The sequence below is a fragment of the Bradyrhizobium sp. USDA 223 genome (genome assembly GCF_044909005.1).
GTDB lineage: Bacteria > Pseudomonadota > Alphaproteobacteria > Rhizobiales > Xanthobacteraceae > Bradyrhizobium > Bradyrhizobium yuanmingense.
In genome coordinates this window covers 2,604,316-2,618,661 of the sequence record NZ_JBIYDR010000001.1, presented here as the reverse complement: position 1 = coordinate 2,618,661, position 14,346 = coordinate 2,604,316, and the positions used below count along the sequence as shown (strand labels likewise).

The 14,346-nt window shown below is 63.2% G+C and carries 16 protein-coding genes and 1 tRNA gene; 11 read left to right on the top strand and 6 right to left on the bottom strand.

Annotated features, from left to right (window positions below):
* Positions 1-6: 6 nt before the first annotated feature.
* From ABIA40_RS11985 to ABIA40_RS11975, 3 genes are all read left to right on the top strand, one after another.
* Positions 7-81: transfer RNA gene (locus ABIA40_RS11985), tRNA-Asn, on the top strand.
* Between the two features lie 723 nt (positions 82-804).
* Positions 805-1,866, top strand: coding sequence for an AI-2E family transporter (locus ABIA40_RS11980; RefSeq protein WP_404541182.1), 1,062 nt, complete (start codon positions 805-807; stop codon positions 1,864-1,866).
* A gap of 26 nt (positions 1,867-1,892) precedes the next feature.
* On the top strand, positions 1,893-2,345 hold the full coding sequence (locus tag ABIA40_RS11975; RefSeq protein WP_404541181.1) for a potassium channel family protein: 453 nt from the start codon (positions 1,893-1,895) through the stop codon (positions 2,343-2,345).
* Positions 2,346-2,402: 57 nt separating this feature from the next.
* Here ABIA40_RS11975 and ABIA40_RS11970 read toward each other — a convergent pair whose 3' ends face one another.
* Positions 2,403-3,086, bottom strand: coding sequence for a helix-turn-helix domain-containing protein (locus ABIA40_RS11970; protein WP_404541179.1), 684 nt, complete (start codon positions 3,084-3,086; stop codon positions 2,403-2,405).
* Between the two features lie 304 nt (positions 3,087-3,390).
* On the opposite strand from ABIA40_RS11970, the gene ABIA40_RS11965 reads away from it, so the two are divergent.
* Complete coding sequence (locus tag ABIA40_RS11965; RefSeq protein WP_271542163.1) at positions 3,391-4,014, top strand: response regulator transcription factor; 624 nt, start codon at positions 3,391-3,393, stop codon at positions 4,012-4,014.
* 171 nt (positions 4,015-4,185) lie between these two features.
* Positions 4,186-4,554, top strand: coding sequence for a response regulator (locus ABIA40_RS11960; protein ID WP_271542290.1), 369 nt, complete (start codon positions 4,186-4,188; stop codon positions 4,552-4,554).
* Between the two features lie 14 nt (positions 4,555-4,568).
* Here the strand turns inward: ABIA40_RS11960 and ABIA40_RS11955 are convergent, their stop codons facing one another.
* The 3 genes from ABIA40_RS11955 to ABIA40_RS11945 are packed head-to-tail and all read right to left on the bottom strand — an operon-like array spanning position 4,569 to position 7,760.
* Complete coding sequence (locus tag ABIA40_RS11955; RefSeq protein WP_271542164.1) at positions 4,569-5,153, bottom strand: invasion associated locus B family protein; 585 nt, start codon at positions 5,151-5,153, stop codon at positions 4,569-4,571.
* A 23-nt stretch (positions 5,154-5,176) separates the two neighbouring features.
* Positions 5,177-6,061 carry an alpha/beta hydrolase family protein gene (locus tag ABIA40_RS11950; protein ID WP_404541176.1) on the bottom strand — a complete coding sequence of 295 codons (885 nt, stop codon included), beginning with the start codon at positions 6,059-6,061 and terminating at the stop codon, positions 5,177-5,179.
* Positions 6,062-6,071: 10 nt separating this feature from the next.
* Entirely contained in the window at positions 6,072-7,760 is a 1,689-nt protein-coding gene (locus ABIA40_RS11945) for an aspartate:alanine exchanger family transporter (RefSeq protein WP_271542165.1), read from the bottom strand.
* A 132-nt stretch (positions 7,761-7,892) separates the two neighbouring features.
* Between ABIA40_RS11945 and ABIA40_RS11940 the strand changes: the two genes are divergently transcribed.
* The 4 genes from ABIA40_RS11940 (at position 7,893) to ABIA40_RS11925 (ending at position 11,045) form a co-directional block, all read left to right on the top strand.
* On the top strand, positions 7,893-8,573 hold the full coding sequence (locus ABIA40_RS11940) for a YoaK family protein (protein ID WP_271542294.1): 681 nt from the start codon (positions 7,893-7,895) through the stop codon (positions 8,571-8,573).
* Positions 8,570-10,273: a SulP family inorganic anion transporter gene (locus tag ABIA40_RS11935; protein ID WP_404541174.1), complete on the top strand. Its 1,704-nt coding sequence runs from the start codon at positions 8,570-8,572 to the stop codon at positions 10,271-10,273. The genes ABIA40_RS11940 and ABIA40_RS11935 overlap by 4 nt, the downstream gene beginning before the upstream one ends.
* Positions 10,274-10,407: 134 nt before the next feature.
* Positions 10,408-10,590 (top strand): hypothetical protein, encoded by a 183-nt coding sequence (locus tag ABIA40_RS11930; RefSeq protein WP_404541172.1) that lies wholly within the window; start codon positions 10,408-10,410, stop codon positions 10,588-10,590.
* Between the two features lie 14 nt (positions 10,591-10,604).
* Positions 10,605-11,045: a hypothetical protein gene (locus ABIA40_RS11925; RefSeq protein WP_404541170.1), complete on the top strand. Its 441-nt coding sequence runs from the start codon at positions 10,605-10,607 to the stop codon at positions 11,043-11,045.
* A 163-nt stretch (positions 11,046-11,208) separates the two neighbouring features.
* Here ABIA40_RS11925 and ppk2 read toward each other — a convergent pair whose 3' ends face one another.
* A complete protein-coding gene (gene ppk2, locus ABIA40_RS11920) occupies positions 11,209-12,009 on the bottom strand; it encodes a polyphosphate kinase 2 (protein WP_275502017.1) in 801 nt (266 codons plus the stop codon).
* A gap of 16 nt (positions 12,010-12,025) precedes the next feature.
* Positions 12,026-12,478 carry a hypothetical protein gene (locus ABIA40_RS11915; RefSeq protein ID WP_157284333.1) on the bottom strand — a complete coding sequence of 151 codons (453 nt, stop codon included), beginning with the start codon at positions 12,476-12,478 and terminating at the stop codon, positions 12,026-12,028.
* A 163-nt stretch (positions 12,479-12,641) separates the two neighbouring features.
* Between ABIA40_RS11915 and ABIA40_RS11910 the strand changes: the two genes are divergently transcribed.
* The gene (locus tag ABIA40_RS11910) at positions 12,642-13,067 is read left to right on the top strand and encodes a hypothetical protein (RefSeq protein WP_404546212.1); all 426 of its coding nucleotides are present in this window, start codon (positions 12,642-12,644) and stop codon (positions 13,065-13,067) included.
* Complete coding sequence (locus ABIA40_RS11905) at positions 13,060-14,295, top strand: HlyD family secretion protein (RefSeq protein ID WP_404541168.1); 1,236 nt, start codon at positions 13,060-13,062, stop codon at positions 14,293-14,295. Before ABIA40_RS11910 ends, ABIA40_RS11905 begins: the two co-directional genes overlap by 8 nt.
* Positions 14,296-14,346: the final 51 nt, after the last annotated feature.

Here is a 14,346-nt window from a genome sequence, read left to right as displayed (position 1 = left end):
GCCCTTTCCTCGGTAGCTCAGCGGTAGAGCATCCGACTGTTAATCGGATGGTCGCTGGTTCGAATCCAGCCCGGGGAGCCATCAGGCTGTTTCGTAAGCCTCTCCAAACACTCCAAAATCAAACAAGACATTTACGTAGGTCCTTGAAACTTCAGGGCTTTTTGATGTTCTGTTATGTTCTAAGGCTTCCATCGGCGTCCGCCCTCGTCCGGAGCCGTTGGGGGCATGGAAGGGGGGTAGGGGCCTTGCACCCCCCAAATTCACCCCCTCAGATACCCCCAAATTCCAGCCACGGGGGTTTGAATGAAATTCCGGAAGGCGCTCTCTGATCGGCCGTTCTAAGCGCCAAGGCCGAATCGAAGGACATAAAGCTGGCCGATGGCGGCGGCCTATTCCATCTGATCACGACCAAAGGGGCCACGTAGAGGATCGATGTTGGCTCTTGCTGGTCTCGCGGCCGAACTCGACAAGCTCGGTCATCGCAACGACCAAGGTACGATATTCCCCGATCAGCGGTGGCGTCCTGATCGGCGTGAAATACGCCCCAGAATGATGTATTCCGAGGCGATTCTCGCCCGCTGGAACCCACCAGCCGACCTTCCGTGCAAGCTGAGGCTTCCAGCTAAGGCCGCTGCCAAGCGAGGCTGACGTGACTTGCGAGCTTGATCTGGATCAAGCCTCCGCGGTGGGCCGCCCCGCTAGCTGCTCAGCAGCGGTCCGTCGGCCTGGAGGCAACGACCCTTGAAAACGCTTCGCCAGCTTCTGTCCGCGGAGGACATTGTCCAACTCGTGATCCGGCTAGGCTTGCTCGGGCTGCTGATCTTCTGGACATTTGTCGTCCTCCGGCCGTTCGTGCCGATCCTGAGCTGGAGCGCCGTGCTGGCCGTGGCGTTTCATCCCGTCTTCGCCTGGCTCGCCCAACGCCTCGGTGGCCGTCCCCGGACAGCCTCAGCCGTTCTCACCCTGATCACGCTGGGCATCGTCATCGGTCCCGCCGCCTGGCTCGGCCTCAGTGCAGTCGAAGGAATCCGGGATCTTGCGGGCCAGATCGGCAGTGGCGATCTCGCGCTCCAGGCCGCACCGGAGCAGATCAGGAGCTGGCCGTTGATCGGTCCTCAGCTCTACGCGATCTGGAACGAGGCCTACACGAACATCCGTGCGGCGCTGCGCGAAGTGGCGCCGTACTTGAAACCGCTCGCCGGAGTGATGCTGTCGTTTGCCGGTGACACCGGAATTGGCATGCTCCAATTCCTGCTGTCGGTGATCGTCGCGGGCTTTCTGCTCCCGCACGGCGCGCAGCTCGTCGCCGCGCTGCGCGGCTTCCTGTTGCGCGTCGTGCCCGGCCGGAGCGAGCACTTTCTCGAGCTCGCCGGCGCAACCATACGCGCCGTCGCGCAGGGCATTATCGGCGTCGCCATCCTTCAGGCCTTGCTGGCGGGCATCGGCTTCAAGCTCGCAGAGATCCCAAGCGCGGGACTGCTCGCGGTCGTCGTGCTCTTGCTGTCGATTGTCCAAATCGGCGCCGGCCCCGTTCTTTTCCCCGTGCTGGTCTGGATATGGGTGGACAAGGACGTGACCGTCGCCCTGCTCTTGACTGTCTATCTGGTCGTCGTCGGTCTGCTCGACAACGTGCTGAAGCCGCTCCTCATGGGGCGGGGCCTGACGACGCCGACGCTGGTCATCCTGATCGGGGTCATTGGTGGTACGCTCGCGCATGGAATCATCGGACTGTTCATTGGGCCGATCATCCTGTCGGTGGCCTGGGAGCTCGCGACCGCATGGACAGGAATCGACCGCGCTGCGTCAGCGCGGGTCGATCAGGAAACCGTTGTCGCAAAGGAAACGATCGAGGCACGGTTGGCCTAGGCTGAAATGAGGTGTGGTTCACCCCGATGATGCTCCAATTCCTTGTCGGCACGCTCGTCAGCGTGATCAATATCGGAATACACGCGCTCGTGACGGTGGTCGCCGTCACCGTCGCCCGCAGTGCCGTCCCGCGCCATACCAAGCGACCGCGATTGCACCTCATGAGCGTCATGATCACGATCGCCGTCGTGTTGAAGATCGCCCACATGATCGAAATTCTGGTTTGGGCGGCGACCTATCATGTCGTCCAGGCCGCCGCCGACGCAGACATGCTCTACTTTGCCTTCGTCAACTACACCACGCTTGGCTACGGCGACATCACGCCGGTGCGCGAATGGCGCCTGCTCGGTCCGCTGACCGCCATGAACGGTGTTCTGCTGTTCGGCTGGTCCGCCGCCATTCTGTTCGAAGTCTTGCTCAAGACGCTCGACCATCTCGGCCTCACCGAAAAACCCGGCGCGGACCTGCCACGCACCTGATGCTGTCGCCTCGGTCAACCGCGACCATTGCGGATCGTGAACCGGCCTTTCGCCGGCTCAGGGCTGCAGATCGAGGCTTGCGAGCTGGTGCCGGTCGAGCAGCACGATCTGGCGTTGGGTGTTGCCGATGAAGCCGAGCACGCCGAGCTCATGCAGCCGCGACAAAGCCCGCGAGACGGTCTCCAGCGTCAGGCCGAGATAGTCGGCGATATCGCGGCGTGACATCGGAAGCGCCATGACGCCTGCAGCCGTCAGGCGCTTGTCCATTTCGAGCAGGAACGCGGCGACACGCTCCAGGGAGGTCTTGCGGCCGAGAAGCAGCATGTGGTCTTCAGCATGCTGGAGGTTATTCGTGGTCATGCTGAGCAGGTTTCTGGCTACCATGGCATCGCTCTCGGCTACGATTTCCAGGCTTTGGCGTTTGATCAGTCGCACCGTGGTATCGACGATGGCTTCCGTCGTGAAGCGGTGCTCGCTGCTGTTCTCGAGCCCGAAGATGTCGCCGACGAGGTGAAATGCGCCGATCTGCCTGCGACCGTCCGACAGCAACTTGTAGCTTCGTACCGCGCCGGACTTGACCTGATAGACATACTCGGCCGGCTCCTTCTCGCCGTAGATCTCGGAGCCTTTCCGGTAGGAAAATTCGCTTAAATTGACCAGTGCATTTGAATGACTTGCCATACCGAGGTCGCGGAGAGTATTGGGTCGCAGCGTGGAATCCGTCGTGATGCGAACGAACATAGGCCAACTCCTCAGCTTTTCCGCCGAATTGGTCTGTCAGACGAAATACGTTGCCGGAAATGCGCCGCGCAATCCCACTCCCGCCGAAGTTGATTTTCGGCCAGCGAAGTATTGTTATCCATTGTCCCAAGGTTCATTGTACCAAAGGACAGCACGGACGATTGCTGCGCTGGATGAGAAGCCCTCTGCGCAGGGTAGCTGCGACGAATTGCGAAGCAGATATTTCGACTTTCAGACGTGAGGATCGCTTTGAACAATAAGAAGGACGTCGAGCGTCCTCATTGAGTTGGGCGAGAGGTAGAAGTTGCCAGGCCTTGTTCACGTTGTTGACGACGACGCGTCCTTTCGGACCGCGATCGAGCGCCGGCTGAAGCTCGCGGGGTACGAGGTGGCGACATATGCTTCCGCACTGGAGCTGCTGGACTCGCTGTCGGATGACGAGCGGGCCGGGTGTATCCTGCTCGACGTCCGGATCCCTGGCCTGAGCGGCCCGGACCTGCAGGCCCGGCTGGCCGCGTCCGGTTCGATGTTACCCATCATCTTCCTGACTGGTCATGCCGACACGCCAACGACCGTACGTGCAATCAAGGCCGGTGCGGAAGACTTCCTGACCAAACCAGTTTCGTCCGAGCAACTGCTCGATGCCATCGAGCGGGCGCTGGCCAGTCAGCGGACGGCGCGGGCCCAGGCCAGCAGGCTTGATACGCTTCGTCGTCATCTGGCCGCGCTGACCCAGCGCGAGCGACAGGTGTTTGATCTGATCGTGCGCGGCCGGATCAACAAGCAGATCGCGCATGAGCTGGGGACCACCGAGCGCACCGTGAAAGCACACCGCCATCAAGTGATGGAGAAGATGCAGGTTCGCTCGCTGGCGGAGCTCGTTTCGATCGCAGAGCGTCTCGGAATGCTCAATCCCGACGAACGCTGACGGCTTCGGAACGGCGTAAAGTTCCCTCGATGCGCCTGTCCCAAAGGACAATGCCGAGGCGTGTTGACAGTGCGCGACAAGCTGTGTGCAAGATGCACACATAACCGCGTCAGAATGCAGAGCCTTCGCAATCCAATATCCCAACGGCGTCTTCCAGAAAGGCAAATCGCCTTGCCCCTGCGCGAATCCGTCTTTGTCGTAGATGACGATCTGTCCATGCGGACCAGCATGGACCGGCTTCTGCGGGGACACGGCTTCGCAACGACTCTGTTCGACTCTGATAGCGCCTTGCTCGATCATGGCAGGCTCCATACGGCGATCTGCATCATCCTCGACATCAATCTGGGTGTGAGGTCCGGCATCGAGGTGCGGCGAAGTTTGGCCGGGAATGGCATCGCAGCGCCGGTGATCTATGTCACCGGCAATGACAGCCCGGCGAACCGCGCCGCAGCGATTGCTTCAGGCTGCATCGCCTATCTCATCAAACCGTTTGCGGCTCAGTCCTTGATCGAGTCCGTCGAGCGCGCCCTCGTCTCGTAGCTCCGCCTCGGCCGTCATTCGTCGACATATTGTTCGAGCGTCCTGGTCGGCGCCCCCTTGTGGGCGGAAGCAAATTGCGCGAGCGGAATCGAGGTCGTCACGGCAAGAAGATTTGAATCGACGAGTTCGAGCAGAAGCGTCTGACCGTTTTCCATTTCATCAATGATTTTCGGCGCCACGACGTCCGCCGCGACGCATAGATTGGTGAGACACCAGGTATAGGGAACGCGAAACGCGGCGCCATGATCGACGGCCAATTTCGGTGATTGTTGCAGGTACATCCCGACGGGCACGAACAGCTGCAGGCGGGCTGTGGGCGCGTCCTCCCGCTCGATCAGATCGATGCGCACGGCGGTCTGCCCGGTCGCGAAGCGCCCAGTGATCGAGGTTCGGCAGAGGGTGGGCGCACCGCCAGCCCTGAAGCACAGTTTTTGCCAGCTGCCATAGCTGATGTCGTTGGCGTCACGCTGGCCGCGTGTTGCGACCTCGGCGGGCTTTTCGGATTGCGCTGCCATGGGTGAGGCGACGCTCGAGATCGTGGCGGCCCCGATTGCTGCAACCATCAGGAGGCCAGAGAGACAATCAAGAGCACGGGCCATCGCTGCAACTCCGAAATCCGGACTCAGTTCTGCGCATCTAGAAACCTGGCGACCAACGGCGACCAGAGCGGGACCGCATCCGGCGAACCGAGGAAGAAATGTCCCTCGGTGCCGAACGGTGGCATCAGGTGATATTCGGCCCGGCCGCCGGCGGCGAGGAAGGCCGTGTGCATGCGCTTTGACAAGTCGGGACCGAAAAACGTGTCGTTCCCGATGTAGATCCACAGCATCGGCACGCGCGATGTGCGGCCGAAATCGGCGGTGGCCTCGACCAGCCGGTCGGGTGCGCAATTGTTGTTCGGCTTGCCGCCGACCCGTCCGCCGCGCCCCCCGGCAAAGACAATGATGGCCTTCACCTGCGGCGGGTTCACGCTCGACAGGGCGATCGCGCCCCAGCCGCCGGCGGACTGCCCGACGACGATCACGTCCTTCGGGATGATCCGCTTTTCGGCGGCCAGGTAGTCAATGATCCAGAGGTCGACCTGGGCGATCGCGAGGCCCGCATCACGGAAATTGGGATTGGTGCACTTTCCGATTTTCGAGAAGAACGGGCCGAACAGCCCGCGTTCGGGGATGTCGATCGCTTGCGCGCCATAGCCGCTGCCTACCGGCGCCACCACAAGATAGCCGCGCTTCGCAAACCATTTGGCGGCGTCGCGAAATTCGACCAGCGGGAAAAGGCTGCGCTGGGTCGCGTCGAGCGAGACGCCGTGATTCATGATGACGAGCGGAAACGGACCGTCGCCGACTGGGCGCACCAGATAGGCGAACATCGGCAGCGGCAGAGGCAGCGCCCAGATTTCCTCCTGGATGCGGACCTCGTCCCCGGCGCGCGTGGGCGATGCGGCCATGATGAGGGCGAGGAAGGTGATCGCGAGAGAATGGAGCAAGGTAGGTCCGCGTCGCATCTGGGCCCCCTCAACCTGCGTAGGTTGCGGCCACGACGATCGGGCCGAGCACCGTGAGGACGACATTGCCGACAGCGTAGGGGACGGCAACGCCGAGCACCGGCGTCTGGCTCTCCGCAACGTCGCAGGCGCCGGTGACGGCGGCATCGACCGTCATCGCGCCGGCGAGCGCGCCGCAGGTCACGACCGGGTTCATGCGCAGCAGATGGTAAGCAGCCAGCGTTCCGACCGTCATCGGAACCAGCGTGACCACGATGCCCATGCCGACCAGCAACAGACCGTGGGCCTGGATCGCCGACCAGGCGGCAAGGCCGTTGCCGAGTCCGATCGCCGCGATGAAGCCGCCGAGGCCGATGTCGCTCAGGGTCTGCTGCGCGGCCGGCGGCATTGCGCCGATGCCGGGCCGGCGCGTCCGCAGCCAGCCGCAGACGAGCCCGGCGATCAGCGCACCGCCGCCACCGCCCAGCGTCAATGCGACAGTGCCGACTTTGAAGCTGGCAAGGCCGGCGAGAAGACCCACTGCAATGCCGGCGGCAAGATAGGCGATGTCGGTTCGATCGCCGGTATTCAGGGGGTGTCCCACTTGCGCCGCTGCACGCGCGATATTGCTGGTGCTGCCGACCAGCGTCATGACGTCGCCGAGATAGACCCGCGTGTCGGGACCGAGAGGCACTTCCCGCCCCATGCGCGTGAGCGCACGCAGGAATACGCCGCGCGCATCGGATCCAAGTCGGTCAACGATCTCGCGAAGTGAGCGGCCGTGCAACTTACGGTTTTCAACGAGCACCTCGATCACATTGCCAGGCAGGTTGCGCAGCAGCTCGCCTGCGTCGATCTCGGCGCCGATTATCGGCTTGGCCGCAACGATCGCGGCGGTCGGTCCGGCAATGACAATGTCGTCGCCCGACTCCAGCACGGTGTCCTGCTGCGGCTTGATGTCGGCCCCGCCGCGCACGATCCGCTCCACGACCGTGCGGCTGCCGATCTCCGCCTCGATCGCGCCGATGGTGCGACCTGCGCCGGCTGACACGCGATAGGCGCGGGCCTGGAATTTGCGATAGGACAGGTTTTCCGTCTTTGGCGGCGCACCGCCGGCGAGCTCCGCCTCGAGCTTTTTGGCCTCCGTCTTGAGATCGATCCGCATCAGCCGCGGCGCCACGAACGGCACGAACAGGAGCGTCAGGATGTAGCCGAGCACGTAGGTCACGGCATAGCCCGCCGCGATGTTGGCTTCCTGCTGCTTCAGCACGTCGCTCGGCAGGCCGAGCTGCTGTAGCGCGCCGGATGCGGTGCCGATCACCGAGGATTGCGTCAGCGCCCCGGCGGTCAGTCCTGCCGCTGTCCCCGTGTCCAATGTGAAGACACGAGCGAAGATGAGCACCAGGACGAGCCCGGTGGCTCCGATCACCAGCGCGAGCACGACCTGTGCCAAAGTCCGCACGCTCAGCGAGGCGAAGAATTCCGGTCCAGAACGGTAGCCGATCGTGAAAACGAACAGGCTGAACAGGATCGCCCTGAGGATCGGCGGGAACGTGAAGCTCCCGAGCTGTCCGATCAGCACGGCGACGATCAGGATGCAGGCGGTGGTTCCGATCGAGAAGCCGCGAATCCTGATGCGGCCGAGGATGGTGCCGATCGCGATCGCGAGCAGCAGGAAAATTTCCGGTGCGGTGGCGATGATCCACCTGACGGTTTCCATGGCATTTCCCCGGCACTTCGGCGTGATTTGATTGATGGCTGCGGGATGTTGCTTGATCCAGATCAAGCCTTCGCGGCGACGTGGCGGCGCCTATGACCCGATGGAATGTTCGCGACAGCCCATTTTTCCGACATGAGTACCATGGACCTCGCAGCCGGCGCGATCCGCCGCGATGAGACGGTCGGGATCGTCCTGCTGCTCGCCTTTGCCGGCGGCTATATCGATGCCTATACCTGGATCATCCACGGTGTGATGGCGAACGCCCAGACGGCCAATCTGATCTTCCTCTGGGTCTATGCGATGGCCGGCAACTGGACGAAGGCCTTGCACTTTGTGCCACCAATCCTGGCTTTCGCGATCGGAATCGTGCTTGCAGCCTGGCTGCGCCGCGTAGCGGACGAGCGGGCCAGCGCGATCAGCACGTTGATCGAGATCCTGCTCTTGATAGCGATCGGCATCCTGCACAATCGGTTGCCCGATCTGGCCGGCACGCTCGGTATTTCCGCCGTGGCGGCGATGCAGGCCGCGATGTTCGTCAAGGTCGAAGGCACTGTGTGCAGCACGGTGATGATCACCGGCAACATGCGTCAGGCGATCGAGAATGTCTTCGCAGTCGCAGCAGGCGGTGCGCCGTTGGGAGCGCTGCGCCGCTCGGGCATCTTCTTCGCATTGTGCGCCGTGTTCGGCTTCGGTGCCGCCGCCGGTGCCTTTGCGACCAAGAGCATCCCCGATCTCGCGTTGGGCCTGCCCGTGGTGGCGCTGTTGATTGTGCTGCTGCGCTGCGAGGCGTTCCGTTCGGAGGAGGGGCGATGAACCGGCCATCCGCCCCGACCTGGACACGATTCTTTCCACCGGCCGAATGGCTCGCGGCCTACCGACGCGAATGGCTGCCCTCCGACGCGGTCGCCGGCATCACGCTCGCCGCCTATGCCATTCCGGTCTCGCTCGCCTATGCCGCGCTCGCCGGCCTGCCGCCGCAGATCGGCGTCTATGGTTACATGCTCGGGGGCATCGGCTATGCCTTGTTTGGGGCGTCGCGCCAGCTCGCGATCGGCCCGACCTCGGCGATCTCCCTGATGATCGCCGGGACGGTCGGCGCCCTCGCCGGAGGCGATGCGGTGCGCTATGCGCAGATCGCGAGCCTTACGGCCTTTGCAGTGGCTGTGCTGTGCTTCATTGCCTGGCTGTTCAAGCTTAGCGTGCTGGTGCGCCTCGTCAGTGACAGCATCCTGGTCGGCTTCAAGGCGGGGGCAGGGCTCACCATCATCATGAGCCAGTTGCCGAGCCTGCTCGGCATCGCTGGCGGCGGCCACAATTTCTTCGATCGCGCCATCAAGCTGTCCGGGCAGCTCGGCGGCATCGATCTGCTTGTGCTGGGCATCGGCGCGATCGCGCTGCTGCTGCTTCTGCTTGGCGAACGGCTTCTGCCGGGAAAACCCGTCGGCATCACCGTCGTTGCACTCGCGATCGCATCGGCAACGCTCCTGGGCTTGCCCGCCCTCGGTGTGCCCGTCACCGGGAAGATACCGGAAGGGCTGCCGACGCTGGGACCCCCGACATTCGGCCTGCTGGAATTCGACGATCTGTTCCCGCTCGCCGCGGGTTGTGTGCTGCTGGCCTATATCGAAGGCGTATCGGCGGCGCGCAGCTTTGCCGCCAAGCACGGTTATGCGCTCGACGTTAGACAGGAGTTCCTGGGGCTGGGCGCGGCGAACTTCGCGGCCGCCTTCGGCCATGGCTATCCCGTCGCGGGCGGCCTGTCGCAATCGGCGGTCAACGACAATGCCGGTGCGCGGACGCCGCTGGCGCTGATAATCTGCTCGGTGGCGCTCGGGCTGTGCCTGCTGTTCTTCACGGGGCTGCTGACCAACCTGCCGAAGGCGGTGCTCGCGGCGATTGTCATCGCCGCCGTCTACAGGCTGGTCGACGTCCGGGCGCTGCTGCGAATGTGGCAGGTCAGCCGGATCGATTTCTACGCAGCGGCGATTGCGCTGATCTCCGTCTTGTTGCTCGGCATCCTCCAGGGCGTTCTGCTGGCTTCGATCGCCTCGATCTTCCTGCTGCTGGCGCGGGCCTCGCAGCCGAATGTCGCGTTTCTCGGCCGCCTGCCAGGCAGCGGCCGTTATTCGGATAGCGCCAGACATGAGGGCATCGAGCCGCTGGTCGGGATCATCGCTTTCCGGCCCGAAGCGTCGCTGCTCTACATCAATGCCGAGACGATCCTGGACACCGTCCTGACAGCGCTCCGGACATCGCCCGGCGTCCGGCTCGTGGCCTGCGATCTCTCCGCGTCGCCTTATATCGATCTGGCCGGCGCGCGCATGTTGCATGATCTCTACGACGAACTTGCGTCACGCAGGGTGACCTTCTGCATCGTCGGCGCGCATGCGCAGCTGCGCGACCTCCTGCGCGCCGAAGGACTTGCGGACAAGACCGACAGCGGCCAGTGGCTGCGGTCGCTCGACAGCCTGCTCGGCGATGATCAGGCGAGCATCGCACAACGAACGGCCTGATGTTCTCGTGTTGCGCTGCGAACGCCACGGTATCGGCGCGCAGAATGCACGCGACCGTTGACTTGGATCAATGGAGCGACCGTCGCCGTACCCACGATCCCGCATCATGCTGGTGAAGGATCGGCGCGAGACAGATGTCCAAGGACGCGGTGCTGATGGGCGGCGTTGCCGGCGCGCGCTCGCATTCCGGCCCGTGCCGCGAGGCCGCGGTCGAGATCCAGAGCTCCGTGCCCTGGATCGGATTCCCGGTCGGCTATGCCGTCTCGGGCATCCTTCTCACCATCTTCGGCTACTTCGCGATGATCCTGGCTCAATAAGGGGAAGACACGTCATGAGAAAAATGTCCTTCGGCGCCGTCCTGGTCACCTCGCTCGCCGCCGTTGCTGGCTTCAGCACGTCCGCGCGTGCCGACACCGGCCAGGTCGCGGTCGTCTTCACCAAGGGTGGCTTCATCGTCGGCGCCGGTGGCGGTGAGGGCGTTCTGGTCTACCGGGGCAAGAAATACCCATTCACGGTATCTGGCATGAGCGTGGGCCTCACCATCGGAGCGTCGACCACGAAGTTCGTCGGCCGCGCGCTCAATCTGAAGGGGCCGGCGTCGATCGAAGGCTCTTATGCTGTGGGAGGAGCGGGTGGGGCAATCGCCGCAGGTGCCGGCGCCGTTCAGTTGCAAAACAGCAATGGCGTGATCCTCCAGCTCAGCGGCCCGCGGGTCGGCGCGGAAGTATCGGCTGCCGTCGGTGGCGTCACGATCCGCCTGAAATCGAGTTGAAGGGGTCGTATGGCTATTGAGCGATCGACGGCAGCATCGGGACCCTAAAGCATGATCCGGAAAAGTGTGTAGCGGTTTTCCGAATAGAACATACTCAGACAACAACCTAAAGCGCGATGACGATTCTTCCCAATCGCGTCGCGCTTTAGCGGCCCGATGCTGCTCAATAGCGCTGCGCGACGAAACTCATTTTCTTGAGGCTGGCCTGGTCGTTGTAGCGTCCCTTGTCGGAGCGCTTCGGCAGCGTGATCTTGTCCTTCTTGATGCGCTGGTAGGGGATGGCGCCTAGAATGTGGGCGATGCAGTTCAGCCGCGCCCTTCGTTTGTCGTCGGAGCGGACGATGTGCCAGGGCGCATCCTTCGTGCTGGTCTTCTTCAGCATCAGGTCGCGCGCGCGCGAATAGTCGTACCAGCGACGGAAGGATTCCAGGTCCATCGGGCTGAGCTTCCACTGCCGGACCGGGTCGTCGATGCGGGCCTTGAAACGGCGCTCCTGCTCGTCCATGCCGACCTCGAGCCAGATCTTGATCAGGATGATGCCGCCGTCGATGACGTATTTCTCCATCTGCGGGCACAGGTTGAGGAAACGCTCGTGCTCGGCGGGGGTGCAGAAGCCCATGACGTACTCGACACCGGCGCGGTTGTACCAGCTCCGGTCGAAGATCACGATCTCGCCGCCGGCCGGAAACCTCTCCATATAGCGCTGGAAGAACAGCTGCGTCTTCTCGCGGTCGGACGGCGCGGGGAGGGCGACGACCCGGAATACGCGCGGGCTGACCTTCTCGGTGATCGCCTTGATGGTGCCGCCCTTGCCGGCGGCGTCGCGGCCCTCGAACAGGACGATGACGCGGAGCCTGTTTTCCCGCACATAGTCCTGGAGGTGGCACAGCTCGACCTGGAGCTTCTCGAGCTCCTTCTCGTAATCCTTCCGCTTCATCCGCTCCGCAGTGTCGTCCTTCGCCATGCGGTCCACCCTGTTGCTAATCGTCCCAGGAAATGGTCACACCGATGTCGCCGGGCACGCCGCCGGGAAAATCGATGATCTGATAGGCAATGCGGTAGCCGCGCGGTTTCAGATAATCGGTCCAGAGCTGGAAGATCTCCTTGGGGATTCCGGTCAGGGTATTCTCCCAACCCTTTTCCATCTGATTGATGGCACGGCCCTTGTCCGTGCAGAGCGAGTTGGGGAAGCGATAAACCAACACTTCCGTCAGGCCATTGCGCACCGCGCGCTGGATGATGGTTGAGGCGAGCTTGATCTTCTCCTCCTCGGTCTTGCCCGAGGGCTTGCTCAAGCGCTCGATCAAGGCTCGCTTCTCGGCCTCGGCCGCAGCGGCAAGGCGCACATATTCCTCGGCTTTTTCGGCTTCCTTGAGGGCGGCTTCCTTTCGGATCTGGGCGGCGCTGGGGATGAGATCGTCTAGGCCGGGCATGGCAAGCGGCTCCTGATGATGACGCGATCAGCACGCGGCAGACGCTAGGTCGGCCCTGGCCTGTTCCCTTGACTCAAATCAAACAAACGCGAACATACCCGACCACAGTTCGGCCCATGCACGTTTTGACCGGGAGAGACGTTTGAGCGAGCAGCTTCATCCGATGGCCCCGCATCACCTGCCGTTCTATCTCGCCCCGGGGAGCGGGACCGACACGCTGATGGTGGTGATGGGCGTATTCCTGATCGGGACCGTGCTTTGGGTCGGCACGCTCTACTGGAAGCTGCACAGCCTGCCCGAGCGGATGGCGCACAAAACGCATAAATTGCAGTTCGAAATCGTCGCGGTGCTCGGCCTGATCTCGCTGTTCACGCACATGCACATCTTCTGGATCGCCGGCCTGCTCCTCGCGATGATCGATCTTCCGGATTTCGGCACGCCGCTGCGCAGCATCGCCGGATCGGTTGAGAAGATTGCAGAGGCGGCGCCGGCCTCTGATGCGGGAGAAGTCCAGGCCGAGGCAGCCGTCGCGCCGCCTCCCGCGGACAAGCCGGGACCGGCCAAGGAGAAGGAGCACAGCCATGCTTGAGTTGCTGATCTGCTCCCTCGTCACGATCCTGCCGGACTACCTCTACCGTCGCTACGCGCAAGGCAAGCGGTTCGGCAAGGAAATCACCTTCTTCTCGGTCTGGTACGAGCTGCGCTGGGGCATCACCGCCTGCCTGATGCTGACGGTGTCGCTGATCACCATGATCTTCTACTTCCATCCGTCCACATCCTCGGCGACGCTCTACTTCCGTACCGTGCCGATCCTCCCCGAGGGCTCGGGCCGTGTGGCTGAGGTCAAGGTCGGCTTTAGTGCGCCCGTCAAGAGGGGGGATGTGCTGTTCACGCTGGACGCCTCGAAGCAGCAGGCCGCCTACGAGACGGCGAAGCGAAAGGTCGCGGAGGTCGACGCCGCCATGCAGACGGCGCAGGCCGACGTGGTCAAGGCTGAGGCGCAGATCGGCGAGGCGAAGGCGAACTACCAGCAGGCCAAGGACGAGCTCGAAGTCAAGACCGAGCTCCAGCGCCGCAACCCCGGCATCGTTCCGCAACGGGATATCGACAAACTCCAGGTGCTGGTCGATCAGCGCCAGTCCGGCATCGATGCTGCAACGGCCGCGAAGCAATCGGCGTCCTTGCAGGTCTCGGCTCTGCTGCCGGCCCAAAAGGCCAGCGCCGAAGCCGCGCTCGACCAGGCTCAGGTCGATCTCGACAAGACGTCCGTGCGTGCCGGCGTCGACGGGCGCGTCGAGCAGTTCCTGGTTCGCCCTGGCGACGTCGTCAACCAGCTGATGCGTCCCGCCGGCGTGCTCGTTCCGGAGGGGGCGGGCCGCAAGGCACTGCAGGCCGGTTTCGGCCAGATCGAGGCGCAGGTCATGAAGCAGGGCATGGTCGCGGAAGCGACCTGCATCTCGAAACCCTGGGTGATCATTCCGATGGTGATCACGACGGTGCAAGACTATATCGCGGCCGGGCAGTTTCGCACCGGCGAGCAGCTCATCGATCCTCAGAATGCCGTCCGACCCGGCACGATCCTGGTCTTTCTGGAGCCGCTTTACAAAGGCGGACTCGACGGCGTCACGCCCGGCTCGAGCTGCGTCGTGAATGCCTATACCAGCAACCATGAGGAGATTTCGGCCAAGGACACCTCGACCAGCCGGAAGATCGCGCTGCACGTCGTCGACGGTGTCGGCCTCGTCCATGCGCTGCTGCTGCGGATCCAGGCGCTGTTGCTGCCGATCCAGACGCTCGTGCTGAGCGGCGGGCATTGAACTTACCCGGGGCACACCAGCAGGCGCCAAGAAACGATCATGCTGCAGTCC

Bases quoted from the DNA above. Each gene is read 5' to 3' on its own strand.
- ABIA40_RS11975 (WP_404541181.1), top strand. From the start codon at position 1,893: ATGATGCTCCAATTCCTTGTCGGCACGCTCGTCAGCGTGATCAATATC.
- ABIA40_RS11970 (WP_404541179.1), bottom strand. From the start codon at position 3,086: ATGTTCGTTCGCATCACGACGGATTCCACGCTGCGACCCAATACTCTC.
- ABIA40_RS11955 (WP_271542164.1), bottom strand. From the start codon at position 5,153: ATGGCCCGTGCTCTTGATTGTCTCTCTGGCCTCCTGATGGTTGCAGCA.
- ABIA40_RS11950 (WP_404541176.1), bottom strand. From the start codon at position 6,061: ATGCGACGCGGACCTACCTTGCTCCATTCTCTCGCGATCACCTTCCTC.
- ABIA40_RS11945 (WP_271542165.1), bottom strand. From the start codon at position 7,760: ATGGAAACCGTCAGGTGGATCATCGCCACCGCACCGGAAATTTTCCTG.
- ABIA40_RS11940 (WP_271542294.1), top strand. From the start codon at position 7,893: ATGAGTACCATGGACCTCGCAGCCGGCGCGATCCGCCGCGATGAGACG.
- ABIA40_RS11935 (WP_404541174.1), top strand. From the start codon at position 8,570: ATGAACCGGCCATCCGCCCCGACCTGGACACGATTCTTTCCACCGGCC.
- ABIA40_RS11930 (WP_404541172.1), top strand. From the start codon at position 10,408: ATGTCCAAGGACGCGGTGCTGATGGGCGGCGTTGCCGGCGCGCGCTCG.
- ABIA40_RS11925 (WP_404541170.1), top strand. From the start codon at position 10,605: ATGAGAAAAATGTCCTTCGGCGCCGTCCTGGTCACCTCGCTCGCCGCC.
- ppk2 (WP_275502017.1), bottom strand. From the start codon at position 12,009: ATGGCGAAGGACGACACTGCGGAGCGGATGAAGCGGAAGGATTACGAG.
- ABIA40_RS11915 (WP_157284333.1), bottom strand. From the start codon at position 12,478: ATGCCCGGCCTAGACGATCTCATCCCCAGCGCCGCCCAGATCCGAAAG.
- ABIA40_RS11910 (WP_404546212.1), top strand. From the start codon at position 12,642: ATGGCCCCGCATCACCTGCCGTTCTATCTCGCCCCGGGGAGCGGGACC.
- ABIA40_RS11905 (WP_404541168.1), top strand. From the start codon at position 13,060: ATGCTTGAGTTGCTGATCTGCTCCCTCGTCACGATCCTGCCGGACTAC.